Raw genomic sequence first — 23,695 nt, 5'->3', positions numbered from 1 at the left:
TGGCCGTTTGTATGCTGTTCTCAGCGTCCTGCGCTTATGCGATGCGCGATCCCTTTGCCGATTTTGCCCAAAACGTCACCGCGGACAATATAAAGCCCTTCACCGCCGATCTGGGATTTCTCATGTCTTCCGCCATCAACCATACGGGCCGCAGCCTGGGCATAGCCGGCTTTGATGTCGGAACGCATGTCGCCATGATAACCAGGCCGCGCGCCGCCAACACCATACCCGACACCACCGGCCTTTGCGCGATATATGTCCCGGTCATCCAGGGCGAAATAGGGATGCCGCTGGGCTTTGACGGGTTCATAAGAGGTTTCAGCTGGGAAGGGTTCGCCGTTACCGGAGGCGGAATCAAATGGGGGTTCTCCACATCCGACAGGCCGCACTCGTTTAGGGGGCTGGTTTACGCCGCGGGCCATGTGGGGATACACGAGGGGTTTTCCGTCACCAATGCCGTCGCCGGAATCGCCGGTTCGGTGCAGGGCGAGGCGGTGGAGCCGTTTTTCTCGGCGGCGCTTTCGCGCACGGAGCTTACGGTCAAAGAGGCTTCCGCGCAGCCCGGTCTTATCGGCTCCCAGACAGCCGTAATCCAGCCGGTGTGCGCGGCGGGGCTTAACTTCAAGCCCTGGCGCTTTATGTATTTAAGCGCGGCAGCCAACATCGTCCCCTCAAAAATCGGCATGGAGTATACGTTGGGCATAAGGTTCTGACGGATGATTTCCAGAAAATTCCTGATTCCGGCCATCGCCGGCGGAACGGTGGCGGGAATTCTGATATTTGCGCGGCTGGCCGTGCTGCCGGGCATAAGCGCCGACGAGGCCTGGTTCGGCATAGAAGCGCTTGACATGAGGGTGCACGGCCTGTTTTCGCCATACGCTTCCAACTGGTACACTTCCACGCTCTATCCCTGGCTGATATCCAAAGTATTCGCGCATTTCCCCCCGTCCGTGTTCGCTCTTCGCTTTGCGGGCGCGGCGCAGAACACAGCCGCCGCCGCGCTGGCGGTATATTTTGCGGGTTTGTTTTTCGGGCGCGCGGCCGCGCTGGCGATGTCTGTTTTCATGGTTTTACCGTTTTACGCGCTGTTTTCCCGCCATGCCTACGAGGTTTGCGGATTGCAGAATACATTGACGGTCTGCGCGCTGGTGTCAATGCTGGGGGCGGCTCGGCGCGGGAGCGTCAGTCTGCCCGCCGCGCTGGTTTTCGTGCTGGCGTGTTATATGGGAACGTTAAACCATCTCATGGCTGTTTCCGTGCCGCTGGGCTTGTCCGTAGGGTTTTTCGCGCATATGGTTGAGCGTAAAGACAGCGGATACGGCGGCTTGTGCGCGCTTTCCTGGGCGGCTTTGTTCTCCTGCGCGGCGGTCGTCATAATAAGAAAGATATCCGTTCCCGCTTTTTATACGATGGGCGCCAGCATGGAGTCCAAATGCGGATTTTCGCCTGCCGCGGCCCAGTCGCTGGCGTTCTGGATGGAGCATAAGACCGCCATAGTGTCTGCAACCCTGGCTTTACCGGCGGTAGCGGCGGCGGTTTTCTGGAAATGGCAGGAAATTTTCGCCGCGCGGCTGTCCGGTCTTGCGGTGGCATTCGGCTCAGATACCCGGCTGCGCGGTTTTGTCAGATATGCGGCGCTGGCGGGGCTGCTGGCTTTTCTATGGTTCCATGCCACGGCGTTTCTGGGCATGCTGTCCGGTTTCAATGTGTTCAAATATTTCTTCTCGCTTGATGCCGGGTTTTGGGCGGGCGCGCCGCTGCTGATATGCGCGGGATTGATAGCCGGCTGGGTTTTTTCCGGAGCCTGGCGGGTCGCGGCGGACGGCGGCGCCCCGGCTGAAAAGCGCGTTATGGCGGTTATGCTGCTGGGGTATTTCGCTTCATTCACATTGCTGCGCAATACCAATATACCGCGCTATTATCTGATACCGTTTGTGATGTTTGCGTTCGGGGCGGCGGCTTTCGTGCCGGAGCATTTTGCGCGCTCCGGCATGAAGACGCGGGCGTTTGTGCTGGCGTGTTTTGCGCTGTCATCGGGCATTCTGCTGCGGGAACTGTATTCGCCGCGCGCGCGGCCCATGATTGTTTTCAAAAGCGGCTGGCATAAGGAGGATTCCCAGGACCAGACGAGCAATATCGCGTTTTTCACAAGAATGCGGGCCGACGGCGTTTGCATAACCTCCGCCTCCACAAAAATAGCGCAGGCGGCGAAGCTGTTCTATAACATGTCGCCTTATCCATGCAGAGTCCGCCGCGCGGTGGACTGGGATGATGTCAGATGAAGCCGTTTGAAAAAGCCGCCATGGCCGGACTGTGCGTTTTCGCCTTCGGGCTGGCGACATCCATATCGCTGACGGAAATAGGTATGTCTGCGGCCATGGTTTGCGCCGCGCTGGCCGCGTTCCGGGGCGAGATTGATTTGCGCGCCCGCTTCCGAGAATTGTTCGGCGGGGAGTTCATCATCCAGGCCTGGCTGTTTTACATGGCGGTTGCCGTTGTGTCGGCGGTTTTTGCGATATATCCGGCGCGCAGCTTGCGGTTTCTGGCGTCGGATTTCCTCAAGCCGGTTTTCTGCGTGTTCCTGCTGGCCGCGCTGGACAGGAGAATGCTTGTTCCCGTGCTGCTTTCATTCCTGGGCGGGGTCGTGTTTTTTTCGCTCAAATGCTCGGTTCGTACGGCATTTTTCTGGCTGGATACGGGAAAACTGGTCCGCGCCAAGTTCACCGGCGGCGCGCGCGAGATTGTGCCGCTGGCTTTCTGCTATGCGGCAGCCGCGGCGCTGCGTCCCGAAAACGGCGGCAGGTGCTGGTATTCCGCGGCGGCGGTCTTTCTGATAATCATAACCGCCTTCAGCCAGACGCGCAGCGCGCTGATGTCTCTTGCCGGCGCAATGGCCGTTCTGGCGGTTTGCGAGAAAACCTCGCGCAAGCCGCTGCTGGCCGTTGTCGCGCTTGGCGGCGTACTGCTTGTGGCAATTGCCTCCGTCAGCAGCGAATTCTCAAACAGAATGCGCGCAATCCCGCATGCCATGTTCACCATGTCGGACCCACGTTCCCCTGTGCGGGTGGACCAGGCGGTACAGAACCGCCGGGAGCAGTGGGCCGTGTCCGCGAAAGTGGCGCATGAGTATCCGGTCTTTGGCGTCGGTCCCGATAACATGACTCAGATTTTCCGGTTTTATCATCCCAGGGCTATAGACAATAATTTGCGCGGCGGGTGGACGGCGCACAATCTGTATCTCAATCAGGCGGCGGAACGCGGATTTACCGGTTTGGCCGCTTTGCTGGCGGTTTGGGGCGCTCTGCTGTATTGCGTGTTCAGGCTGGCGCGCGGCTCCGGGGACCCGTACAGCCTGGCAGCCGCTGCCGCCGCCGCCGGGTTTCTGATGACAACCGTAACGGGGGAGCCGCTGCAGGACACGCAGGAGGCCTCCTCCCTGTTCCTGCTTATAGCGGCAAGCTATGCCCGGCACAGACATTAAAAAAATCCTGGCGGCCCTGCGGCGGGAATTTCCGAAGGCCGAAACCGCGCTGAGGCATTCAAACCCCTTTGAGCTGCTGGCCGCGACAATACTTTCGGCCCAATGCACCGACGAGCGCGTCAACAGGGTAACGCCCGCGTTGTTTGCCAGATACCCCTCGCCCGCGGCTTTCGCCGCCGCAAAAGAGACGGATGTGGAGGCCCTGATGTACTCCACCGGTTTTTACAAGAACAAGGCCCGCGCCATAATCTCCGCCTCCGCCGCCATAGTTGAAAAATTCGGCGGCAAAGTTCCGGATACCATGGACGGGCTTTTGTCGCTGCGCGGCGTGGCGCGCAAGACGGCCAACGTCGTTTTGGGCAGCGCCTTCGGCAAGGCCGAGGGCATAGTGGTGGACACTCATGTGAAACGGCTGGCATTCCGGCTCGGCCTTTCGGACAACACCGCCCCCGAAAAGATAGAGCAGGACCTTATGCGCTTAATCAGCAGGAAAGACTGGATTTGGTTTGCCCACGCGCTGGTGCTGCACGGCAGAAAAACCTGCAAAGCCCGCGGCCCGGATTGCGCAAATTGCGCGCTGTCCGCTTTTTGCCCCAAACGCGGATTGTAGCGCGTTTCCCCCCCCCTCCAAACATGCAGCCCGAATTCGGCGGACAACCGGAATAATATTCATCGGAATTTCAGGTTAATTACTGAGCTTCACATAATTCACAAGATGATACTGCGGGGTGGGGAAGCTTGGCAGCCCGCAGGGATCCGAGCTGCCAGAGAAAGAGCCGCCGGAATCATCCGGCGGCTCTTTTTGCGCTGGGTTGAGCTGTGTTTACCAGTATCGGACCGGGCCTATATCTACGTGCGTGAATGTGGGATACGAGCCGACCCCGCCCGCGCCGAGCGATTTCGCGTATGCCTGCACTTTTGAAGGCGAAACTCCGGACACCCCTATGTCCGCCGCCATGCCTCGGAGATGCAGGCTCTCCTTGGCCGCGCCGTAGCCATGCGCCCGCAGCCATTCGTTGTGTTGTCTGGTGCGCAGGCCGCTGCTTACATACACTTGGCTGTGGAAATGTCCGCTTATCACGCACAGCAAATTCTTGACGCCCGGCAGTATGCCCTGCGTTTTACCGGAGACGCTGCACTTCCCTTTTTGTTTGGCGGGAGTTTTGCCGGGTTTTTTGCCGCTTTTGCCAGCCTTGGCCTCGGCATACTGGCTGTCGGTCTCCATTCTCATTTCATCTTCGCTTTCCGCTATGATGATTTTGGCCTCGGAAAGCGGGATGCCGAAATCCCTGGCCATCATGGGCGCAAGTTCTTCCGGGGAGGGCTTGGCCTCGCGCGAGTCCGCCGCCTCCGGGGTGTCAGGAACTTCCGCAGACGACGCGGAGAGGCCGGCTATTTCCGCGCGCCAGTCCGACTGCGCGAGCGCCGGCGATGCCGCAAGCATGGCTGCCATCAGTGCCAGTATTCTCATGCTGTATAGTCTATCAGAGGATAGGTTTTCGTATAAGGGCCAAAGGTCCTATTTTTGCCGGAATCAGGCTACGGCAGGCTTTTCCCCAAAAAAGATATGCCCGTCCGCGCGTCAGGGCAGGTCCGCGCGGCGGTCCGCCTGGGACGATACCGCCATAGGCTCGTCTTTTTTGGAAATATCCACTTTCGCGGGGAAAGACTGCTTTATCCACTGGCACAGCAACTCCCAGCGCGGCACGGCTTTGGCGAAGGCGAAATCGGAATGCTTGTTGGAGAAAAATTTATCCTCCATATCGCTGTCCTTGATGTCGGAGCGGGGGCGCGGTATGTCCAGCGAAATGCCGCGCGCGTTCCCGTAATCCGGGAATCCGCCGGCGGAGACGACGGCGTTTTTTACCACCAGCTCGCCGGAGATGTATTTGAGCAGCGGAGCCGCCGCCTCCTTGAGACGCTGGTTTTTCTGTCCGGCAAGCTCCGCGAAATGATAGATGTCGCCGTAAGTGGAAATCTCGCGCTTGGGGTCCTTGCGCCCGAATTCCGCAAAGCGCAGCACATTGTCCCGCGCAAATTTAAGCGCTTCCGTGTCTTTTGATGCAAACGCCGCCGCGCCCCAGTCGTCCAGGGCGGAGGCAAAGCCCCCCAGCGCCGATGTTTTGATGACCGACAGCATTGCGGTCTCCCGGCCCAGTTTTTTATAGAACTGTTCCACCGCGTCCACGGCAAAGCCTGCGGCGGCTTCCGGCGAAGCCTCCGGCGATTTGGCGAGGCTGGACAGAAGATACGTGTAATCTATCCCCGCGCCCGGCAGCAGTTCCTCGGAGCCGAAAATATATCCGGCGCCGTCTTTGATTTCAAAGGCCACTTCCGCCATCTGCATCAGGCAGGCGTCAAAGCCCAGCACGTCCACGGCGCCGGTTTTACGGAGGATTTTGCCTATATCGGCGGTGCCGATGATATTGTTGGTTTCAGTATCCCACGATATCGCGGCGGTGGTGATGCTGGCGCCGCGTTTAAGCTTCGGGTCCATCCAGCCGGTGCCGTGGTCCCAGAGTATGAGCATGTATTTTTTCGCCGGATATTTTTCCCTGGCCCATTGCACGAAGGAGATGACGCTTTCGTAATTGCCCATGTCGGAGGCCGGGTCCGAGCTTGGCGCGGACCATATCGGTTTGGAGTTCACCCTGTCCATGGACTGGCGGTAGAGCTGCCTTTGCTGTTCGGGCGAAAGGCCTTCGGGAGGGGCGTAATCGTTTTCCACGAAATAGCGGCGCACGCCGGTCCAGTTCTTGTCTGCGGGCAGGTCCGCGTCGTTTTCGCCGCGCTTGCGGCCCATCTCCGCCACGATACTGATTTTGGCGGTGGAGCCTGCTATCTCCATCTGGTTGAGATTGTAAAATTCCGCCGGTTCAAGGTCGTTTTTGCCGTTCATGTAAACCATGACGGTCCATTCTTTCGCGCTGCCGCCCAGCAGGCTTTTTGCATAGCCCATCACGCCGGAGCCGCGGGAATCCTGCTGCGCCGCCTGCGGCGCGGACGGCGGCGGCACGGTCATTTCCCGGGCTTTGGAAATCAGGGCGTTGAGCTTCGCGTCCTCCGCGTGCGAGGGCGCCGCGCACAGCGTCGCGGTCAAAGCCAGGATATTAAAGATAAACGCATGTTTGCTCATTGTCAGATATAACAGTTTAGCTTCGGACGCGCTTGAAAACATGGGCCGGAAGTCCTATTTAAGACTTCCGGCCATTGATGCGGGATTTCAATCGTTACCAAACCAGCGCGGCGGGGTCGTAGCCTTTTTTGGCTTCCTCCACCATATGCTCGGCCAGCAGGTTCCAGCTCAGGAAATGCCCGCCGGCGGTAGGCTCGCCGGTTTCGGGGTTGTAGTTTTCGTTCATGCCGCCGGTGGCGCGCAGGTCGGCGGTGAGGCGGCTGACGGTTTTCTCCGCCAGCTCAAGCGCCTCTTTTTTGTAGCCGTAATTCAGCAGGCCGTGCATCACCAGATAGTTGGATATTATCCACACCGGCCCGCGCCAGTAGCCGGATTTGGGGTTGTAAAGCGGCTCCGTGATGGCTATGGTGCGCACGCCGTTGGGCGACCAGAATTCTTTGGAGTTAAGCAGGTGCTCCTCCACAAGCCGTTTGGCCTGTTCCGGCGAGGCTATGCCGACCCACAGCGGGGTAAACCCCGTCCAGGTGTTGATTTTAACCATCTCCCCGGTGCGGGAGTCTATATTGTAGAACATGCCGTCTTTTTCGGACCACATTTTGGCGAGGGTCAGCGCTTTGAGGTCCTGCGCCTTTTTCGTGTAAGCGGCGGCGTCATCGGCTTTGCCGAGCTTGCCCGCCAGCGCGGCCATGGCCAGATATTCGCGGTAGAGATAGCATTGCAGGTCCACGCCTTCGGTTACAAGCGAGGGGTTGTCGGAAACGGCGGGGTTGTTGTCCACCCCGCTTTCCACGCCGTTGTACCAGCGGAACAGCCCGTCGGCGGATTTGCGGTTGTTCTCCCAGAAGGAGAGCATGGCCGCCAGTTTCTCGTAATTGGAGGCGGTTTTGGAGCCGGTGTCTTTTTCCAGCAGCCAGGAGGCGTCGCCCGTAACGCGGGAGGCAAGCTGCGCCGCCTGCGCCAGGAAAGGCTTGCACATCTCCGGCAGCGCCCACAGCGCGTCCGGCGCGATTTCGCGCGGCGCGTAGCCGGGCCAGTTGGCGGTTTCGTTGACAAATTCCAGGAAGGATTTGACCGAGTTTACTATCGGCGTTCCCATTTTGTCATAGCTGAAGGCCACGCCCATGAAATACATGTCCCAGTCAAACAGATGGGTATACGGCCCGTCGGGGACTACGTATTCGTGCTTCAGAATTCCGTTTGCCGGCTTGATGACGGCGCGCTTGAAATCATTCTTCTTGAAAAACGCCGCGAGTTCGTCTGTGTCGTTTGCGATTGCCGTCGCGCACAGCAGCGGCAGGCATAACAGCATGATTAGTTTTTTCATGGTTTCTCCTTTCCTTCATTATATTAAAGCGGCAGCAGCCTGCGCACGAATTCCGGCTTGGCGGAGACAATCAGCATTATGCCTATGACCGCCAGCAGCGCCCCTGCGGTTATTTCCGCAAAGCGGACAAACCTACGGTATTTAGCCATAAGCGCGAACAGCTTGCCGACGGCAAATCCCGCCATTACAAAAGGCAGTCCCAGCCCGAGCGAGAAGGCAAACAAAAGCGCGCAGCCTTCCAGCGCGGTGTCCTGCGAGGCGGCCATGGTCAGAAATCCCGCCAGTATGGGGCCTATGCAGGGCGACCAGCCCAGCGCGAATACCACGCCCATGGCGAAAGCTCCCCCGGGCCCCGGCTTTATTTTCGCCGGGGAAAACCGCATTTCCCGCTGCATGAATCCCAGCCGGAATGCGCCCATCGCCGCCAGCCCGAAGAAAACCAGCGCAATGCCGGCCAGGACGGAGATGAGCCGCGTGTTGTCGCTGAGGAAACCTCCTATGGCCGACGCGGACGCGCCCAGCGCGGAAAACACCGCCGCAAACCCTGCCACGAACATCAGCGAGGCCAGCCCCGCCCGCCGCGCGGCATTGCCGCCGGCTTCCGCCTCCGCTGCCGAGACTCCGGAAATCATTGATATGTATCCCGGCAGAAGCGGAAACACGCAGGGCGTGAAAAACGACAGCACCCCCCCCGCAAAAGCCGACGCGAAGTGATATATTCCCATAATTCCTCCAGAGTTCGTTTGCAAAATTTACTGCCTGAGCGCCACGCGCACTATTATCGCATTGCGCGTCCGCGCCACTGCGGCTACCGATAAAATCGCGCTGTCGCCGCCGGATAAAGACGCGGCGGGTTTTGCGGTGTCCAAAGTCAAGGTGAAGCCGTGGACGATTCCGTTTTTATTGTAGGAAAATTTCCGCGCGATTACCGGCGGGAATTGCCCGTCCGGTTCAAAATCAATCTGGATGAAGCCGTCTTTTCTCTCGGAAAACAGGCCGTCAAAAACCGGCCTGCGCACAACCGCCTTGTAGCCTGTGCCGGCGATTGTTTCCGCAGCCTCGCCTCCGCTGAATCTGGGCGAGATTTTCATGCCGGTGATATCCGCCAGCAACTGCGGGGTTTTCTCAAAACTGAAAAAAACCGCCGGCGCAAGCAGCGCGCACAGGACAGCCCAGAGCCAGCCGGTCACAGAAAACTCCCCGTGGCCATAAAATGCAGCAGACGGCGCAGCCCGTCCGCAATTGTCCCGCTTGCCATTGCCGACAGAAAAATGAAGGCCGGGTACAGAAACAGCAGCCGCTTGAGCGGAGACGGGCCGCCGGCGGTCAGCTTGATATCAAAGCCCAGCGCGCCCCGCGGGCAGACATCAACGCATTTCCCGCATTTGATGCAGTTTAAAAGCGTTCCGCCCCGCGCGATGGATTGGGCGGTTATCGCAATTACCGGGCAGGCCCGCGCGCATGCGCCGCAATCGGAGCAGCGCGAGGCGTCCGCTTTAATCTCAAACGGGTTTATTTTATTGGTCAGCGACTGCAACGCCCCGAACGGGCAGAAAAAACCGCACTGCGTCCGCCGCTTTGTAAGCACAGGCAGCGCGATGACCAGCGCGATAAAAAGCGAGATGAAAATCAGAGTCTGAAACAGTATTTTTGCCGAGGTTACGGCCACGAATTCGGTAACGCATTTATACGGACAGAGCCATTCGCAGTAGAACGGGGACAGCGACGCCGCCGACAATAATACCCCCGTGACAAGCACGGCGGCGGAGATGTCGCGCCAGCGCGGGTCCGCCAGCGCGACGCGCGCGGTTTTGCGAAGGCGCGAGAACATATCATCCCACCCGCCGAAAAAACATATCCAGCCGCACCAGCCGCGCCCGATGGCAAGCGACGCCCCTATCCACAGCACGAACATTGACGCTATCGCGGCGTGGACGCCGGTTATGGTGCCGGGGAATATTATCGTCCGCGTGAGCGCGAACGGGACAAGCGTGAACGGTATCACTATGTGGCAAAACGGCGTGCCGCCTTCAAGAATTGTGGATTCGTGCAGGGCCATGCTGCCGCGGGCCTCTATCAGGTTGGAGATAAAGGAGACGGCGAACATCAGCGCGTAAAATATGAAAACCGGCGCGCGGTATGCGTCTGTTTTTCCCGTGCGGAGCATACGGTAAAAGCAGAAATTAAGCAGGCCGAACGCCGCCAGCGAACCGGCCAGCGCCGCCGCGCCGCCGCCGGGCGCGGTTTTGAAAATAAACAGCGCCGTCATCACGGCTACCGGCAATGTCGCAAAAATGCTTGCGGCGGCTGAGAGCTTCAAATTATCCATAGATGCTTTGCCGTTATCTGCGGTTATCCGCGGTTAAAATTCCCCGCCGGAAAGCGCCGTCAATGTTCACATTTCTTGACGATGGTTTTGCCGGGGGGCAGTTTGTCCCAGCGGGCGGTTTCGGCCATTTGCAGCACTTTGTCCCACAGGCCCTGCGATTTTAGTATCAGCTCGCAGATTTCGCGGGCCGCGCCGTCGCCGCCGGAGCGTTTGGCTATGTAATGCGCGCAGCGCTTGACCTCCGGCACCGCGTTGGCGGGCGAGCAGGCCAGCCCCACCCGGCGCATGACCGGAATATCCGTCAAATCGTCGCCGATATAGGCGGTCTCCTCGGCTTTTATTCCGGTCTCTTTCAGTATCTCCTCAAGCGGGGCCAGTTTTGAGAGAAAGCCCATGTAAACATATCTCATGGCAAGGGTTCTGGCGCGCTCCTCCGTGGAGCCGCTGCTTCTGCCGGTTATCATGCCGGTGGTGATGCCGAAATTGCGCAGCAGCCGCAGGCCTATGCCGTCCAGCGCGTTGAAGCCCTTCACCTCGTCGGTGCTGCCGTCGGGCAGAAAATACATCCTCCCGTCGGTTAATACGCCGTCTACGTCCATCAGCAGCAGTTTGATTTTTGAAGCGCGGTTTGCGATGGTTTGCTTTTTCATGGTTATTCTCCGTTGAATTTTTTCACCAGCGCCGTTTCGGCGGCGCGGGCGGCGTAGTTTTCCGGCCTGGGGCCGTGGTAATCGTGAAAATACCAGTGTATGGTCTGCTCCAGCCATTTGCGGCGCGGCGTTGACTGCCAGCCGAACAGGTCTTCGGCCTTGCTTATGCCCAGCACGTAATTTTCAGGATGCGAAAACGGCGAGGCGGCGGCGATGTCAAAGCCGTTTCGTTCCAGCCAGCCCGCCGGGACGGCGGCTATGTCCGCTCTGGTTTCCAGAATGTCAGCCGACATCTCCAGCCATTCGCGCAGAGTAACCGGCACGGTGTCGCCGAAATGAAAAGTCTCGCCCGCGGATTTTCCGGGATGGTCAACAAGCAGCGACAACGCGCGCGCCGCGTCGCCGCTGTAGATATACCGGCGGTAATTGAGGCCTCCGTCCGGCGCGACGACGGGGCCGCCGTCGGCCAGCCGCAGCCAGTAGGAATAGGCGCGCAGCTTCGGTTCGCCGGGGCCGATTACTATGGGGAAACGGACGGCGCAGGCCGGAAAATCCGCCGCGATGGCGGCCTGCCTGAAAATCTTTTCCGCCTCGCGCTTGCCCCAGCCGTAGGGCTGCGTTTCCCGCGCGGCGGGGTTTTCGGGCAGACGCCCGGCCATATCCTCGTCAAAAGGGGATTGCGCGTTTTTGAGCGCCAGATGAACATCGCCGGAACTGACCATCACGTAAATGCCGGTCCTGCCGGCGAAAGCCTCCAGCGCGGCGGACGCATCCTGCCCGGTGAAGCACAGGTTGTCCACCACCGCGTCCCAGCGGGTCAGCGCAAGCTCGCGCAGCTCGCCGGCGTTGCGCCGCTCGCCGCAAAGCTGGGTGATTGACGGCGGCAGGTCTTCCACGGGCGCGCGGCGCGAAAACACGGTTACGCGGTCCCCCCCCGCCGCGCGCTGGCGCGCGAACTCCATGCCGAAAAACCGTGTGCCGCCCAGGACCAGTATTTTCATTTATACTTGCATTGCCAGGCCAGCAGCGCGATGACGGTTTTTGCGTCCCGTATGGCGCCGCTTTTGACCATCGCAAACGCTTTTGCGAAGGGAACGCTTTTGACGCAGAGGAATTCGTCCTCGTCCGGGCAGGAGCTGCCGCGGCGCATGTCCGTGCAGGAGTATATATGCAGCCGCTCGTTGGAGAAGGTGCAGCAGGGCCAGAAATCCAGCATTTTCTTGAGCCGTCCGCGGTAGCCGGTCTCCTCGGCCAGTTCGGCGGCGGCGCGTTTTAGCGGATTGTCGCCCCTGCCGTGCATTTTGCCGGCGGGGATTTCCCAGGTTACTTCCTCTATGGGATAGCGGTACTGGCGGACCAGCACGATGTCGCCGTTTTCCAGCACGGGCAGCACGGCCACCGCGCCCGGATGGTCCAGATATTCCCGCGTGGCGGCCTTGCCGTTGGGCAGGCGGATTGTGTCCACATTGAAGTTGACCGCGCTGCCTTTGTATAGCCGCCTTTTGCAAATTCGCTTCTCTATTAGTTTAATATGGACAGTCATAGTGCAAGGATACCAATTTTATGGCTTCTGCTGAATTCGCGCATTTGCATAACCATTCCGAATATTCGCTGCTGGACGGAATGCTCAAAATCACCAACGGCAAGGGCGGCCCCTCGGAATTTTTGAAATCGCTGCCGGCAAAGGGGATGAATGCCGTCGCCGTTACCGACCACGGCAACATGTACGGCGCGGCGGATTTCTATTTCGCCGCGCGCGAGGCTGGGGTCAGGCCGCTTATCGGCTGCGAGGTGTATGTCGCCAAAGCGGCCCGCACCGAAAAAAACGAGCCCAAGCTCAACGGGCATATGACGCTGCTGGCGCGGGATTTTGAAGGCTATCAGAATCTGATGGCGATGGTGTCTTCGGCTTTTCTGGAAGGCTTCCATTATTCCCCCCGCATAGACCTGGAGCTGCTGGAGAAACACTCCAGGGGCGTTATCGCGTTGTCGGGCTGCCTGAAATCGCATTTGTCGCAGCATTGCCTTGCCGAGGATACAGACGCGGCCTGCGCGCTCGCGCTGAAGCTGCGCGACATCATGGGCGAGGGCAATTTCTATATAGAGCTGATGGACCACAATATCCCGGAGGAGCAGCAGGCCATGCGCGGACTGCTGGAAGTGGCGCGCAAGACCGGCATTCCGCTTGTGGCCACAAACGACTGCCATTACCCGCGCAAAGAGGACTGGGAAGCCCACGACGTGCATTTGTGCATCTCCACCGGCAGCAAGCTCAACGACCCGCAGCGGCTGCGCATGACCACGCATGAGCTTTATTTCAAATCCGCCGAGGAGATGGCGCAGCTTTTCTCCCACACGCCGGACGCTGTGAAAAACACACTGGTTATAGCCGAGCGTTGCAGCGTCGAAATCCCGCACGACAAGTTCATACTGCCTGTTTTCGACGTCCCCGAGGGCGAGGGCAGCGATGAAAAATATCTGGAAAAGCTCTGTCTGTCCGGGCTTAGGCGCAAGCTGGGCGGAGACATTCCGGCGGAGTATGACAAGCGGCTGCGCTTTGAGCTGGACATCATCAACCGGATGAAATTCCCCAGCTACTTTCTGATAGTGAGCGATTTCATAAACTATGCGCGCGGGGCCGGCGTTCCCGTGGGGCCGGGCAGGGGAAGCGGGGCCGGCTCGCTTGTGGCCTATTCGCTGGACATAACCCGTGTGGACCCCATAGTGAACGGCCTGCTCTTTGAGCGTTTCCTGAACCCGGACCGCATTTCCATGCCGGACCTGGATATAGATTTTTCCGACGAGGGGCGCGGCAGGGTCATTGAATACGTCCGCAACAAATACGGCGCGCAGAACGTGGCGCAGATAATCACCTTCGGCACCATCAAGGCCAAGCTGGCTGTAAAAGACGTGGCGCGCGTCATGGATTTCACCCCGCAGGAGGCAAACGCCCTCTCCAAGCTTATTCCCAATGCGCTGGACGCCACCGTTTACAGCGCGCTGCAGACCGTGCCGGAACTGCAAAAAGCTGCCTCGGAGCCGCGTGTCAAAGTGCTGCTTGATTTTGCGCAAAAACTGGAGGGCCTCAAGCGGCATACCGGCGTGCATGCCGCCGGAGTGGTGGTTACGCGCGAGGCGGCCATGAAATACACCCCGCTGGCCAAAGGCTCGCGCGAGGTGGTTACAACCCAGTACGAGGGCGAGACGCTTTCCAAACTGGGGCTTCTTAAGATAGATTTTCTGGGCCTGCGCACGCTTACCGTCATAGAAAAAACGGTTGAAATGGTCCGGTCGCTGCGCGGCGTTGAAATAGACCTGCAGAAAATCCCGCTGGACGACGCGAAGACATACGAATTGCTGTGCTCGGCCCGCACCACCTGCGTGTTCCAGCTTGAAAGCCGTGGCATGCGCGACCTTGTGCGCGCGCTCAAACCCCACCAGTTCAGCGAGATATCGGCCCTTGTCGCGCTTTACCGCCCCGGCCCGATGCAGAGCGGGATGCTGGAGGCTTTCGTTGATAGGAAGCACGGCAGGAAAAAAATCGTCTACGACCATCCGCTGCTGGAGCCGATACTGAAGGAAACCTACGGCACTCTGATTTATCAGGAGCAGGTGATGGAAGTCGCCAAGAGCATGGCCGGATTTACCCCCGGCGAGGCCGACGGGCTGCGCAAGGCCATGGGCAAGAAAAACGTGGACGCCATGCTCAAGATGCGAGAGAAATTCCTAAAAGGCTGCCATGCCCGGCATATCCCTGACAAGCTGGCCGGAAAAATCTTTGACCAGATGGCTGAATTCGCGGGCTACGGGTTCAACAAGTCGCATTCCGTGGCGTATGCGCTGGTGGCATACCACACGGCGTATCTTAAAGCCAATTATCCGACGGAGTTCATGGCTTCCGCCCTCACCAGCGAGATAGGCCATAACGCCATCGGCTCCGAGGACAAGGAGAACCGGCTTGTCAACTATCTTGACGACGCGCGCGACATGGGCATAGCCGTGCTCGCGCCGGATGTGTCCAAATCCCAGCCGGATTTCAGCATAGAAAAATCAGACGGCAAAGACGCCATCCGCGTGGGGCTGAGGGCCGTCAAAAATGTCGGCGACGAGGCGGCTCTGGCCATAACGGCGGCGCGTTCCGGCGGGGAGTTCAAAAGCCTGGACGATTTCCTCTCGCGCATAAGCTGCCGCGCGGCCAACAAGAAGACCTTTGAATCCCTTGCCAGAGCTGGCGCGCTGGACAGCCTCTACCCCGGAATCAAGCCGGAAGCAGGCCGCGCCTGCGCGCTGGCCTTGCTGGATGCCGCGCTTGAAGCCGCCGCCGACCGCCGCGAAGAAGAGCAGTCCGGCCAGGCGAGCTTGTTCGGTGCGGAGCATATGGCCTCCTGCATTGCGGCCTCGCCCGCGGACGCGCCCCAGTCAAAGCCGCTGACCGAGCATGACCTGCTCGCCTCAGAAAAAGAGATGCTGGGGTTTTATGTAAGCGGCCATCCGCTTGTGCGCTATAAAAACCAGCTCAGAATGGCCGGCCCGCTCACCGTGGCGCAGATACTTGAAAAAAAGACGCCGGGCCCGGTCCGCGTGGCGGGGCTTATAGACCGGCTGTCCAAAAAACAGTCCAAGCGCACCAAGGAGCCCTGGGCGCAGTTTGAGCTGGAGGATTTGACCGCCTCCATCCGAGTCAACGTTTTCCCTAAAAAGTATCAGCAGCTGGCGGGCAATATAGCGGCAAACGGCATAGTGGTGATTTCCGGCAAGGTGAATATAGACGCGGAAACGGAAAACGCGCAGCCGGAGATTTTTGCCGACGATGTGGTGCCGCTTATGACCGCGATGTCGCGCTACGGGCGTAACATCATGCTGGACATCCCCGCCGGAATTGAGGAGGAAACACTCAAGGCGCTGCATAAGGCGCTTTTGAAGCACAAAGGCGGCACTCAGGTTTACATGAGCGTCCATTCCCCCTCCGGCGCGAGGACGCTGGTGGAGGCGGACGCGCTGGTGGACGTAACTCCCCTTCTGCTGGACGATATAGAGAAACTGCTTGGCCGCAATTCCTGGCTTGTGGAAACCGCCTGAAAATACTGCGGGCGGGCGCTCGGCGGAGTGTATCCGCCGCGCCCGCCCAAAACCGGAAGGAACCGCCTGCCCTAGTTTACGGTTGACCTGGATGTAAACGAGTTCTGCGCAAATACCGATGTGTGCATGGCAGTTTGCTCGCCGCTGCTGGTCACGCTCTGGTCAGAACTGCTGCCATTGCTGCTGGCCGTGTTGCTGGCGCTGTTGCTGGTGTTGTTGCCGCCGGCATTGTTGGCGTTATTGTTGGAAAGGCCGAGCGCTGCCAGCCATGAACTGAGCAAATCTCCCAGCGATGCGCCGGACAGCGATTTGCCGGAGGCGCCGGACAGCGATTTGCCGGAAGATGACGATACCGCTGACGCTACCGTGGTTGCGTTGCCTGAACTTTTCATAGAGACTTCTATTACGAGCCTGTTGTCGCCTGAGGCCTTGGAGAAGGTCAGCTTATTCACCTCGTCTGCCACTATCTGCGTGTTGGCGGGGTTGGACACATCCGGCGTATGAATGATCTGATTGCCGGACTGGCTGACCTGCTGTATTTTGCCGTTGATGCCCTTGAACTGCACGCTGGAGCCGCCGCCGGTTATCAGAAAACACATTTTGGCGCCCTGGCTGTCTACCATCGGCGATGCGTGCTTTATGCCTTCCACTATGGTTTCAAGAGCGATGTTAGCCTTGCTCATTTTGAGCGTGCTTTTTTCCATTGCCGCGTTTGACGTGGCTATCATGCCTGACATAGCCCCGATTGACAGGGTCATGGTTGCGACCAGTGCTACGGCCACGACCAGTTCCACCAGCGAAGTTCCTTTCCGGTTCATAACTCCTCCTTAACTTGGCGGCTTTGCCGCCGCCCGCACAAAAACCCTCTGAAAAATCACGGCCCGGTTCCTGGAAAAAACAACCGCCTTAGGCACGCATACCGGAATAATACCCGACAGCGCACATAAGGAGCTTCCAAAAACCAACCCCGGCCCGATCTTTCAGCCTATCCTCTCACCAATAGTATAGCCTTCCGGCAAATTTTGTCAAGAGGGTTTTGCAGCACGATATCATCCATTTTTCAGAGACAGCCGTTTCCCAATTTAGAATTGCCCGGAGCGATTTCCGGTCATTGCCCCAACGGCGCAACTGTTGTAGAATTCACCATTGCTTTTGCTTTTGGAGAGACACATGACAACTTCCTTCAGACTGGGTTTTCTGGACAGCGCGGTTCTGCTCGGGTACGTGGTTGTGCTCGGTTCAATCGGCTGGTGGGCCGCGCGGCGCACGGCTAAAAATACCGACGATTATTTCCTGGCCAGCCGCTCCATCCCCTGGCTGGTTACCGCCGCCAGCTTCATGGCGACCTGCATAAGCGCGCTTACCTTTATCGGCACCCCGGCGGAAGGGTTCAGGTCCGACTACCGCTATCTCCTCAGCAATCCGGGCGATATAATGGCGGTGTTTTTCATCGCGCTGGTTTTTCTGCCGCATTTCCAGCGGCTGCGCGTAACCTCCATATACCAGGCGGTGGCGGAGCGGTTCGGCCAGTCGGCGCGCACCACATGCTCCGGCTACTTCCTTATAACCAGAATTATGGCTTCCACCGTGCGCATTGTGGCCATAGCCAAGGTGCTTGAAGTGGTGACAAACGGCGCCTTGTCCTATCAGGGCTGCGTTATAGTGGTCATAGCGCTTATACTGGCCTATACTACCATAGGCGGCGGGCGCGCCATCGCGTGGACGGACACTCTGCAATTCACACTGCTTATTTCCGCGGCGGTAACCGCGCTGGTATACATAGTAACCCATGTCCCCGGAGGTGTGCCGGCCATTGTGGAGATTGGCAAGCACGCCGTCAGGCCGGACGGCACGGAATACAACAAGTTCAACTTTATGGAGATGTTCAAGCCGCAGAATTTGTCGCTTCTGGCGCTTATGACGGTGTGGGGATTTTTCAACTCGTCGGCGGCCTACGGCACGGACCAGGACATGGCGCAGCGGCTTCTGGCCTGCAACAACAACGTCAGGGCCCGCTGGAGCCTGATTCTTACCGGCCTGCTGGGCATACCGATATCGTTTCTGTTCCTGAGCATAGGCGTCGGGTTGTACGCCTACGCGCATTTCCATCCGGAGCTTGTGGCCGGCATGGCGGACCCGGATCATATTTTCCCGCGCTTTATCATAAGCACCATGCCGGAAGGTTTGCGCGGGCTGATGCTGGCGGCGGTGGCCTCGGCGGCGATGGGCAGCGCGGATTCGGCGCTGGCCTCTCTTTCCACCGCCTTTACCATGGATTTTTACATCCCTTATTTCGGCAAGGGCAAGACGCAGCCGGAGCTTGTGAAGGTTTCCAAGCTTTCTTTTGTCGGTTTCGGGCTGCTGTTCATGGTGTTCGCGCTGTGTCTGAGAAATCTGGACAGCCTGCTTTGGCTGGCATTCCGGCTTATTTCGTTCACCTACGGGCCGCTGCTGGGCATTTTTTGCGTTACCATAATGACCGACTGGAAACTCTCGCCCAGGAAAATCCTGCCCATGATGCTGTTCCCCACTCTGCTGACGTTTACGGTTTCCATGACCGCGTGGCATCTGTCCGGGGCGGCGTCCGCCGGCAATTTCTGGTATGAACTGCATCACAACTACTGGCAGCTCTATATAGTGTTCGGCGCGCTTTTCGTTCCGGCCAGCGCGTACCTGTTAAGGGAGAACAACAAGGGCGGCGCCCCCGTGCTGCCTGCCGCAGGCGCGGGCGTGTGATGCGCGCCGCTTTGTCCGCGATTTTATGGCTGCTGGCGCCGGGCGCGGCTTTTGCCAATTCCCTGGCGCTTGGCGGCGCGAGCCGCGCGGCGGGCGCGGTTGAAATCCCGATATCCGAACCTGTATACCTTAATTTCAAAACCCGTGAGGAGATATTCGCCCTGCGAAGCGCGGCGGTTGCCGCGCAGCCGCTTTTGAGCGACGGGCGCTATTCCCCTTCCGAAGCCATGTTCGGGCAAATGCAAAGCGGCAGGCCCTGGTGGGGCGAGGACGGGTTGTTTTTCTATGCCGAAGATCCCAAGTGGAGCATACAAGGCCGTTCCGAGCGTTCCCGCGTGGTGGTAAATCCGTTTCTGCTTGTGGATTGCGAGGAGGCAGAAGGGCCTTTCGCGCCGCTGCACGGTTTGCCGGCCGGCAGGCTGTTTGCTGCGCGGACTTCGGACAGGGATTTCAGCTATTTCCCGCATCTTTCTCGGTTGCTATGGCATCCGGCGCAGAAAAAAGCCGAGGTTACATATCTGGTTTCGGATTTTGCCAAATTTATCGGGAAATACGCGAAGCGGACATTTTCACCCGGGGAGATGGCGCTTCATTTTCGCGTTACCAATGCGCGGGACTGGGGGTTTGAGTATGTCTACTTTGACATGCGCAATTCCAGCAATCTTGCGCACCCCGGCTGGAAGAACGCCGCCATCCGCACCCGCAGTTATATACACACGGGAGGCACCTGCGGCTATTCCGGTGGCTGCAACAATATCAGTCCGCTGGAGCCGGAATTAAGCGGCGTGCGTATCGCCAAACTGCCGGCGGCTGCGCGGCTGCTGTTCTGGCGCGCCGCGCCGCTTTCCCCTGCTTCCCCCCCCGATTTCGTGTTTGACGTCAAATTCCAGTAACCCGTTCCCCGCAGCGTACGGAACCGGGGTGGCGTCCGCCGCCGGATTCCGCCGTCCGCCTACCGGTAATTGGTAAATTGCAGTTCCAGCCCGAAATTCCCGCCGCGCAGCAGGGCGATTACTTTCTGCAAATCGTCCTTGGAGCGGGAGGTTACGCGCAGCTGGTCGCCCTGTATTGAGGCGTTGGCCTTGAGCTTGGAGTCTTTTACAAGCCGCGCCATCTCTTTGGCTTTTTCCACGGGGATTCCCGCCTGTATTTTGATTTCCTGGCGCGCCGTGCCGCCCAGCGACGATTCTATTTTCTGCGGCTGCAAATTTTTAAGCGGGATGCCGCGCTTGGCCATGCGGGTCAGCAGCACGTCGTAGAGCGCCTTTATCTTGAAGTCGTCGGAGGAGGCCAGCTTTAGCGCCATGCCCTTCTGGTCCAGCTCTATGGTGGAATTGCTTCCCTTGAAGTCGTAGCGGTTGACTATCTCTTTCATGGCGATATTGACAGAGTCCGCCACCGCGTTCATGTCCACTTTTGAAACCGCGTCAAAACTGAATTCTTCTGCCATTTTATTTCTCCATCATCGGGATTTTTATGCTTTTCTCGCGGGCGCAGCTTATCGCTTCCGGGTAGCCCGCGTCGGCGTGGCGGGCCACGCCTATGCCCGGGTCGTTGGTCAGGACGCGCTCTATCCGCGCGTCCATGGCGGAGGTGCCGTCGGCCACTGTAACCTGGCCGGCGTGCAGCGAATACCCCATCCCCACCCCGCCGCCGTGGTGGAAAGACACCCAGCTCGCGCCGGAGGCGGTGTTGAGCAGGGCGTTTAGTATTGCCCAGTCCGCTATCGCGTCGGAGCCGTCCTTCATGGATTCGGTTTCCCTGAACGGGCTGGCGACGGAGCCGCAGTCCAGATGGTCCCTGCCTATTACAACCGGCGCGCTTATTTTCCCGCGCCGCACGTATTCGTTGAGCGCAAGTCCGAATTTGTGCCGCTCGCCGTATCCCAGCCAGCAGATTCTGGCGGGCAGGCCCTGGAACTGCACCTTCTCCTCGGCCATTTTTATCCAGCGGCGCAACTGCGTATCCGCGGGAAACAGTTCCAGAACCAGCTTGTCGGTAACCGCTATATCCTCCGGGTCGCCGGACAGCGCGGCCCAGCGGAACGGCCCTTTCCCCTCGCAGAACAGCGGGCGGATATAGGCCGGCACGAAACCGGGAAAATCATAAGCGTTGTCCACGCCCATTTTGAAGGCCATGGTGCGGATGTTGTTGCCGTAGTCAAAAACCGCTGCGCCGCCTTTTTTGATGTCCAGCATCGCGCGCACATGGATGGCGATGGATTCCAGCGCGCGTTGCAAATAGCCGGACGGGTCCCTGCGGCGCAGCTCCGGCGCATCCTCGGCGGAGACGCCCAGCGGGATATAGCCGTTGAGCGGGTCGTGGGCGGAGGTCTGGTCGGTAAGCAGGTCTATTTTGACGCCGCGCCTGGCCATTTCCGGCAGAATTTCGGCGCAGTTGCCGAACAAGCCGATGGACAGCGGCTCTTTGCGCTTTATGGCGTCTTCCGCAAGGGCGAGGGCTTCGTCCAGCGTCTCGGCGGATTTGTCCAGATAGCGCGTTTCCAGCCGGCGCTTGATGCGCGAGCGGTCGGCTTCCACCGCTATCATCACGCCGCCGCACATGGTTGCCGCCAGCGGCTGCGCGCCGCCCATGCCGCCCAAGCCGCCGGTAACGACCAGCCGCCCCGACAAGTCGCCGCCGAAATGTTTGCGCCCGGCCTCGGCGAAAGTTTCGTAAGTGCCCTGAAGTATGCCCTGCGTGCCGATATAAATCCAGCTTCCCGCGGTCATCTGGCCGTACATGATGAGGCCCTTTCTCTCCAAATCGCCGAACACCTCCCAGTTTGCCCAGTGCCCTACGAGGTTGGAATTGGCGATGATGACGCGCGGCGAATACTCATGCGTGCGGAATACCGCCACCGGCTTGCCCGATTGCACGAGCAATGTTTCGTCATTTTCAAGATTTTGCAGCGACCGCACTATGGCGTGATAGCAGTCCCAGTTCCGGGCGGCTTTTCCGCGCCCGCCGTAGACAATCAGCTCCGAGGGCCGCTCGGCCACGTCGGGGTCCAGATTGTTCATCAGCATGCGCATGGCCGCTTCCTGCTGCCAGCCTTTGCATGAAAGCTTGTTCCCGCGCGGCGCGCGAATGATGGTGGTTGGTGCCATGTCAGTATCCTCCTAACCGGCGCAACATTCCTTCAATATCTCTGTAGCATTTGTCAAAAGAATCGGAACGCCGCCGCGCGAGTTGCATATCAAAACATTCGGCGAATGCTGATTGGTGAGTGGTTTCACTGTATGGCTTATTGCGCGGCATTTCAGCACTGAGCCACTCCTTTGCCCCTCTGATTTCTTCTGGTGATTCGGGCGCTTTCATGTGTTGCGAAAGTCCGCGTTTTCCGCGAAGCGATTCTGCCGACGCAATAAACCATGCTTCAAATTCTTTTTTTGCCAGGATAACGGAAATTGGCATATCGGAGCAAGCTTTCTGCGCTCGGCTCAGCAATGCAGGACCTTCATTCCTTGGACAACCGTCGTCGCAATCTATGATTATGACAATGCCGCCTTGACGCTGCAACTTGCGGGCGGCAAGCTCAACAGATCGTTCAATTGCATTGCGCAACTGATTGGAGGGGAATTTCAGCGGAAATATTTTAGGCACAAAGCCGGGATCAATTCCTAACGCTATTCTTCGGATTAGAACAGGAACAGCATCGCATTCCCCATGCCCTTCCACTAATGCGGCTATTTTTATCATGGTTTGATGTCCGTGAATAAATCGAGTTGCTTGATAGTTTCATGTTCAGACATATCAGGTTCAATTGGGCTAATACGCATGAGTTCTCCCACTGTATAGAGGCGTTTTCTAACACTTTCTCTATCTGCCTGCCCCATTGGACCTATTGCGGTTTCTCCATTATTATTGGAGACCGCCAATATCTGGGAATCGGAAATGTCTTTGTCGTCCAGCAAATCAGGGCTGTGGCTTGTAACTGCGATTTGAGTACTTCGTGATGCCGCACGGAGACTGTCGCGCAAGACTCCCGCCGCGCCGGGATGCAATGCGACCTCCGGCTCCTCAATACCGATGAAAGGAACTTTTGTGGATTTGGAAGTTTGAAACAGAGCGGTCAATATACCCAGCGCGCGCAATGTCCCATCCGACATGTTTTCTGCCAGAAATTTCCACGGATTTACTTTTTTCCCCACAGATTGAGAAAATTCCAGAATTTCTTTTTTCCCCATGCGTTTTACTGAAACGGCTGTGATACCAGGCACTACTTTGGACAGGAATTCAATTATTTGGTCATGCGCGTCTTTGTTTTCTCTGTGCAAAGTATCCAAGACGCTGGCAAGGTTGGCGCCGTCGCGTTTTAGAATTTCCCCGACATCTGGCGGCTGAAATTCTCGTATTTCGTCAGGATTTAGATTGTAAAAACCCATGTTGGATAAAGCATTGTAAATCGGTCTGAACTCTGGCAGACCTGATGCTGACATCAGATATAGCCGGTCATCAACAGCAATGGGCAATACCTTTAGATCGCTGCTGTGGTCTATGAGCTTGCCATCTTCAATCCTATAGAAGGTTGCGGTAGAGCCAAAAAAAGGTTCGCTATGTTCAATGTGACACTCTTCACGCTGTACAGAAAACCCGGTTTTCTTGCTCGTGCTTATGAGAAATGAGTATTTACCGGATGAGTTGGGCAATTTCCAATCCAACCGGATCCCAAAATAGGTTGGATGTCCAATGGATATGCGTTTTACTCCGGTTATGCCGCCGCGGTCGCGTAGTGCGTGTTCCAACGTATGTTTCAGCGAGTCGGCGACGAAGCCGATGGCGTCTATGAAATTGCTTTTGCCCGCGCCGTTGGGGCCGATGAGAAAAGTCAGCGGGCCGAGTTTTACGTCGCATTCTTTGATGCTTTTGTAATTTTTCAGGGCGACACGTTCTATGAAAACAGAGTCGCCGGCCTGGTTGGGCGATGGCGCTGATGAGGTATTTTTCATCGTAATCT

21 protein-coding genes are annotated in these 23,695 nt (G+C 58.2%); 7 read left to right on the top strand and 14 right to left on the bottom strand.

What is annotated here, in order from left to right; translation table 11 throughout:
• Positions 1-11 precede the first annotated feature (11 nt).
• Genes WC421_04460 through nth form a run of 4 tightly spaced genes read left to right on the top strand, consistent with a single transcriptional unit; the run spans position 12 to position 4,091 of the window.
• Positions 12-713: a hypothetical protein gene (locus WC421_04460; GenBank protein MFA5161480.1), complete on the top strand. Its 702-nt coding sequence runs from the start codon at positions 12-14 to the stop codon at positions 711-713.
• Between the two features lie 3 nt (positions 714-716).
• Positions 717-2,282: a hypothetical protein gene (locus WC421_04455; GenBank protein MFA5161479.1), complete on the top strand. Its 1,566-nt coding sequence runs from the start codon at positions 717-719 to the stop codon at positions 2,280-2,282.
• Positions 2,279-3,481, top strand: a complete 1,203-nt coding sequence (locus WC421_04450) for an O-antigen ligase family protein (protein MFA5161478.1) — start codon at positions 2,279-2,281, stop codon at positions 3,479-3,481. Before WC421_04455 ends, WC421_04450 begins: the two co-directional genes overlap by 4 nt.
• Entirely contained in the window at positions 3,462-4,091 is a 630-nt protein-coding gene (gene nth / locus WC421_04445; GenBank protein MFA5161477.1) for an endonuclease III, read from the top strand. The genes WC421_04450 and nth overlap by 20 nt, the downstream gene beginning before the upstream one ends.
• A gap of 213 nt (positions 4,092-4,304) precedes the next feature.
• Here nth and WC421_04440 read toward each other — a convergent pair whose 3' ends face one another.
• The 9 genes from WC421_04440 to WC421_04400 all read right to left on the bottom strand — a co-directional run bounded on the left by WC421_04440 (position 4,305) and on the right by WC421_04400 (position 12,463).
• Positions 4,305-4,952: a DUF882 domain-containing protein gene (locus WC421_04440; protein MFA5161476.1), complete on the bottom strand. Its 648-nt coding sequence runs from the start codon at positions 4,950-4,952 to the stop codon at positions 4,305-4,307.
• Positions 4,953-5,063: 111 nt separating this feature from the next.
• Positions 5,064-6,617 carry a clostripain-related cysteine peptidase gene (locus tag WC421_04435; protein MFA5161475.1) on the bottom strand — a complete coding sequence of 518 codons (1,554 nt, stop codon included), beginning with the start codon at positions 6,615-6,617 and terminating at the stop codon, positions 5,064-5,066.
• Positions 6,618-6,711: 94 nt separating this feature from the next.
• A complete protein-coding gene (locus WC421_04430) occupies positions 6,712-7,941 on the bottom strand; it encodes a trehalase family glycosidase (protein ID MFA5161474.1) in 1,230 nt (409 codons plus the stop codon).
• Positions 7,942-7,964: 23 nt separating this feature from the next.
• Positions 7,965-8,666 (bottom strand): cytochrome c biogenesis protein CcdA, encoded by a 702-nt coding sequence (locus WC421_04425; protein ID MFA5161473.1) that lies wholly within the window; start codon positions 8,664-8,666, stop codon positions 7,965-7,967.
• Between the two features lie 27 nt (positions 8,667-8,693).
• Positions 8,694-9,131: a hypothetical protein gene (locus tag WC421_04420; protein ID MFA5161472.1), complete on the bottom strand. Its 438-nt coding sequence runs from the start codon at positions 9,129-9,131 to the stop codon at positions 8,694-8,696.
• On the bottom strand, positions 9,128-10,270 hold the full coding sequence (locus tag WC421_04415) for a 4Fe-4S binding protein (GenBank protein MFA5161471.1): 1,143 nt from the start codon (positions 10,268-10,270) through the stop codon (positions 9,128-9,130). The genes WC421_04420 and WC421_04415 overlap by 4 nt, the downstream gene beginning before the upstream one ends.
• Positions 10,271-10,329: 59 nt before the next feature.
• Entirely contained in the window at positions 10,330-10,920 is a 591-nt protein-coding gene (locus WC421_04410) for an HAD hydrolase family protein (protein MFA5161470.1), read from the bottom strand.
• A gap of 2 nt (positions 10,921-10,922) precedes the next feature.
• A complete protein-coding gene (locus tag WC421_04405) occupies positions 10,923-11,921 on the bottom strand; it encodes an NAD-dependent epimerase/dehydratase family protein (GenBank protein ID MFA5161469.1) in 999 nt (332 codons plus the stop codon).
• The gene (locus WC421_04400; GenBank protein MFA5161468.1) at positions 11,918-12,463 is read right to left on the bottom strand and encodes an NUDIX hydrolase; all 546 of its coding nucleotides are present in this window, start codon (positions 12,461-12,463) and stop codon (positions 11,918-11,920) included. Before WC421_04400 ends, WC421_04405 begins: the two co-directional genes overlap by 4 nt.
• Positions 12,464-12,483: 20 nt before the next feature.
• On the opposite strand from WC421_04400, the gene dnaE reads away from it, so the two are divergent.
• Positions 12,484-15,999, top strand: a complete 3,516-nt coding sequence (dnaE, locus tag WC421_04395) for a DNA polymerase III subunit alpha (protein ID MFA5161467.1) — start codon at positions 12,484-12,486, stop codon at positions 15,997-15,999.
• Positions 16,000-16,070: 71 nt separating this feature from the next.
• On the opposite strand, the gene WC421_04390 is transcribed toward dnaE, so the two are convergent.
• A complete protein-coding gene (locus WC421_04390) occupies positions 16,071-16,817 on the bottom strand; it encodes a hypothetical protein (protein ID MFA5161466.1) in 747 nt (248 codons plus the stop codon).
• A 352-nt stretch (positions 16,818-17,169) separates the two neighbouring features.
• Here WC421_04390 and WC421_04385 point away from each other — a divergent pair, with 352 nt between their 5' ends.
• Positions 17,170-18,735 carry a sodium/solute symporter gene (locus WC421_04385; GenBank protein ID MFA5161465.1) on the top strand — a complete coding sequence of 522 codons (1,566 nt, stop codon included), beginning with the start codon at positions 17,170-17,172 and terminating at the stop codon, positions 18,733-18,735.
• A complete protein-coding gene (locus tag WC421_04380) occupies positions 18,735-19,628 on the top strand; it encodes a hypothetical protein (GenBank protein MFA5161464.1) in 894 nt (297 codons plus the stop codon). The genes WC421_04385 and WC421_04380 overlap by 1 nt, the downstream gene beginning before the upstream one ends.
• A gap of 59 nt (positions 19,629-19,687) precedes the next feature.
• Here WC421_04380 and WC421_04375 read toward each other — a convergent pair whose 3' ends face one another.
• From WC421_04375 to WC421_04360, 4 genes are read right to left on the bottom strand one after another with little or no spacing between them, the layout of a single operon-like run.
• Positions 19,688-20,185, bottom strand: coding sequence for a YajQ family cyclic di-GMP-binding protein (locus WC421_04375; GenBank protein MFA5161463.1), 498 nt, complete (start codon positions 20,183-20,185; stop codon positions 19,688-19,690).
• Between the two features lies 1 nt (position 20,186).
• Positions 20,187-21,845, bottom strand: a complete 1,659-nt coding sequence (gene hutU / locus WC421_04370; protein ID MFA5161462.1) for a urocanate hydratase — start codon at positions 21,843-21,845, stop codon at positions 20,187-20,189.
• A 1-nt stretch (position 21,846) separates the two neighbouring features.
• Entirely contained in the window at positions 21,847-22,437 is a 591-nt protein-coding gene (locus WC421_04365; GenBank protein MFA5161461.1) for a DUF4276 family protein, read from the bottom strand.
• A complete protein-coding gene (locus tag WC421_04360; protein ID MFA5161460.1) occupies positions 22,434-23,687 on the bottom strand; it encodes an AAA family ATPase in 1,254 nt (417 codons plus the stop codon). Before WC421_04360 ends, WC421_04365 begins: the two co-directional genes overlap by 4 nt.
• Positions 23,688-23,695: the final 8 nt, after the last annotated feature.

The sequence above is a fragment of the Elusimicrobiales bacterium genome (assembly GCA_041651175.1).
Taxonomy (GTDB): Bacteria; Elusimicrobiota; Elusimicrobia; order Elusimicrobiales; family Elusimicrobiaceae; genus JAQTYB01.
This window is presented reverse-complemented; position numbering and strand designations above follow the sequence as displayed.

Excerpts from the sequence above, each read along its gene's own strand:
- WC421_04425 (MFA5161473.1), bottom strand. The coding sequence starts at position 8,666 with ATGGGAATATATCACTTCGCGTCGGCTTTTGCGGGGGGGGTGCTGTCG.
- WC421_04360 (MFA5161460.1), bottom strand. The coding sequence starts at position 23,687 with ATGAAAAATACCTCATCAGCGCCATCGCCCAACCAGGCCGGCGACTCT.
- WC421_04435 (MFA5161475.1), bottom strand. The coding sequence starts at position 6,617 with ATGAGCAAACATGCGTTTATCTTTAATATCCTGGCTTTGACCGCGACG.
- WC421_04440 (MFA5161476.1), bottom strand. The coding sequence starts at position 4,952 with ATGAGAATACTGGCACTGATGGCAGCCATGCTTGCGGCATCGCCGGCG.
- WC421_04390 (MFA5161466.1), bottom strand. The coding sequence starts at position 16,817 with ATGAACCGGAAAGGAACTTCGCTGGTGGAACTGGTCGTGGCCGTAGCA.
- WC421_04460 (MFA5161480.1), top strand. The coding sequence starts at position 12 with ATGCTGTTCTCAGCGTCCTGCGCTTATGCGATGCGCGATCCCTTTGCC.
- WC421_04380 (MFA5161464.1), top strand. The coding sequence starts at position 18,735 with ATGCGCGCCGCTTTGTCCGCGATTTTATGGCTGCTGGCGCCGGGCGCG.
- WC421_04455 (MFA5161479.1), top strand. The coding sequence starts at position 717 with ATGATTTCCAGAAAATTCCTGATTCCGGCCATCGCCGGCGGAACGGTG.
- hutU (MFA5161462.1), bottom strand. The coding sequence starts at position 21,845 with ATGGCACCAACCACCATCATTCGCGCGCCGCGCGGGAACAAGCTTTCA.
- WC421_04430 (MFA5161474.1), bottom strand. The coding sequence starts at position 7,941 with ATGAAAAAACTAATCATGCTGTTATGCCTGCCGCTGCTGTGCGCGACG.
- WC421_04400 (MFA5161468.1), bottom strand. The coding sequence starts at position 12,463 with ATGACTGTCCATATTAAACTAATAGAGAAGCGAATTTGCAAAAGGCGG.
- WC421_04405 (MFA5161469.1), bottom strand. The coding sequence starts at position 11,921 with ATGAAAATACTGGTCCTGGGCGGCACACGGTTTTTCGGCATGGAGTTC.
- WC421_04375 (MFA5161463.1), bottom strand. The coding sequence starts at position 20,185 with ATGGCAGAAGAATTCAGTTTTGACGCGGTTTCAAAAGTGGACATGAAC.
- WC421_04450 (MFA5161478.1), top strand. The coding sequence starts at position 2,279 with ATGAAGCCGTTTGAAAAAGCCGCCATGGCCGGACTGTGCGTTTTCGCC.
- WC421_04410 (MFA5161470.1), bottom strand. The coding sequence starts at position 10,920 with ATGAAAAAGCAAACCATCGCAAACCGCGCTTCAAAAATCAAACTGCTG.
- nth (MFA5161477.1), top strand. The coding sequence starts at position 3,462 with ATGCCCGGCACAGACATTAAAAAAATCCTGGCGGCCCTGCGGCGGGAA.
- WC421_04385 (MFA5161465.1), top strand. The coding sequence starts at position 17,170 with ATGACAACTTCCTTCAGACTGGGTTTTCTGGACAGCGCGGTTCTGCTC.
- WC421_04365 (MFA5161461.1), bottom strand. The coding sequence starts at position 22,437 with ATGATAAAAATAGCCGCATTAGTGGAAGGGCATGGGGAATGCGATGCT.
- dnaE (MFA5161467.1), top strand. The coding sequence starts at position 12,484 with ATGGCTTCTGCTGAATTCGCGCATTTGCATAACCATTCCGAATATTCG.
- WC421_04415 (MFA5161471.1), bottom strand. The coding sequence starts at position 10,270 with ATGGATAATTTGAAGCTCTCAGCCGCCGCAAGCATTTTTGCGACATTG.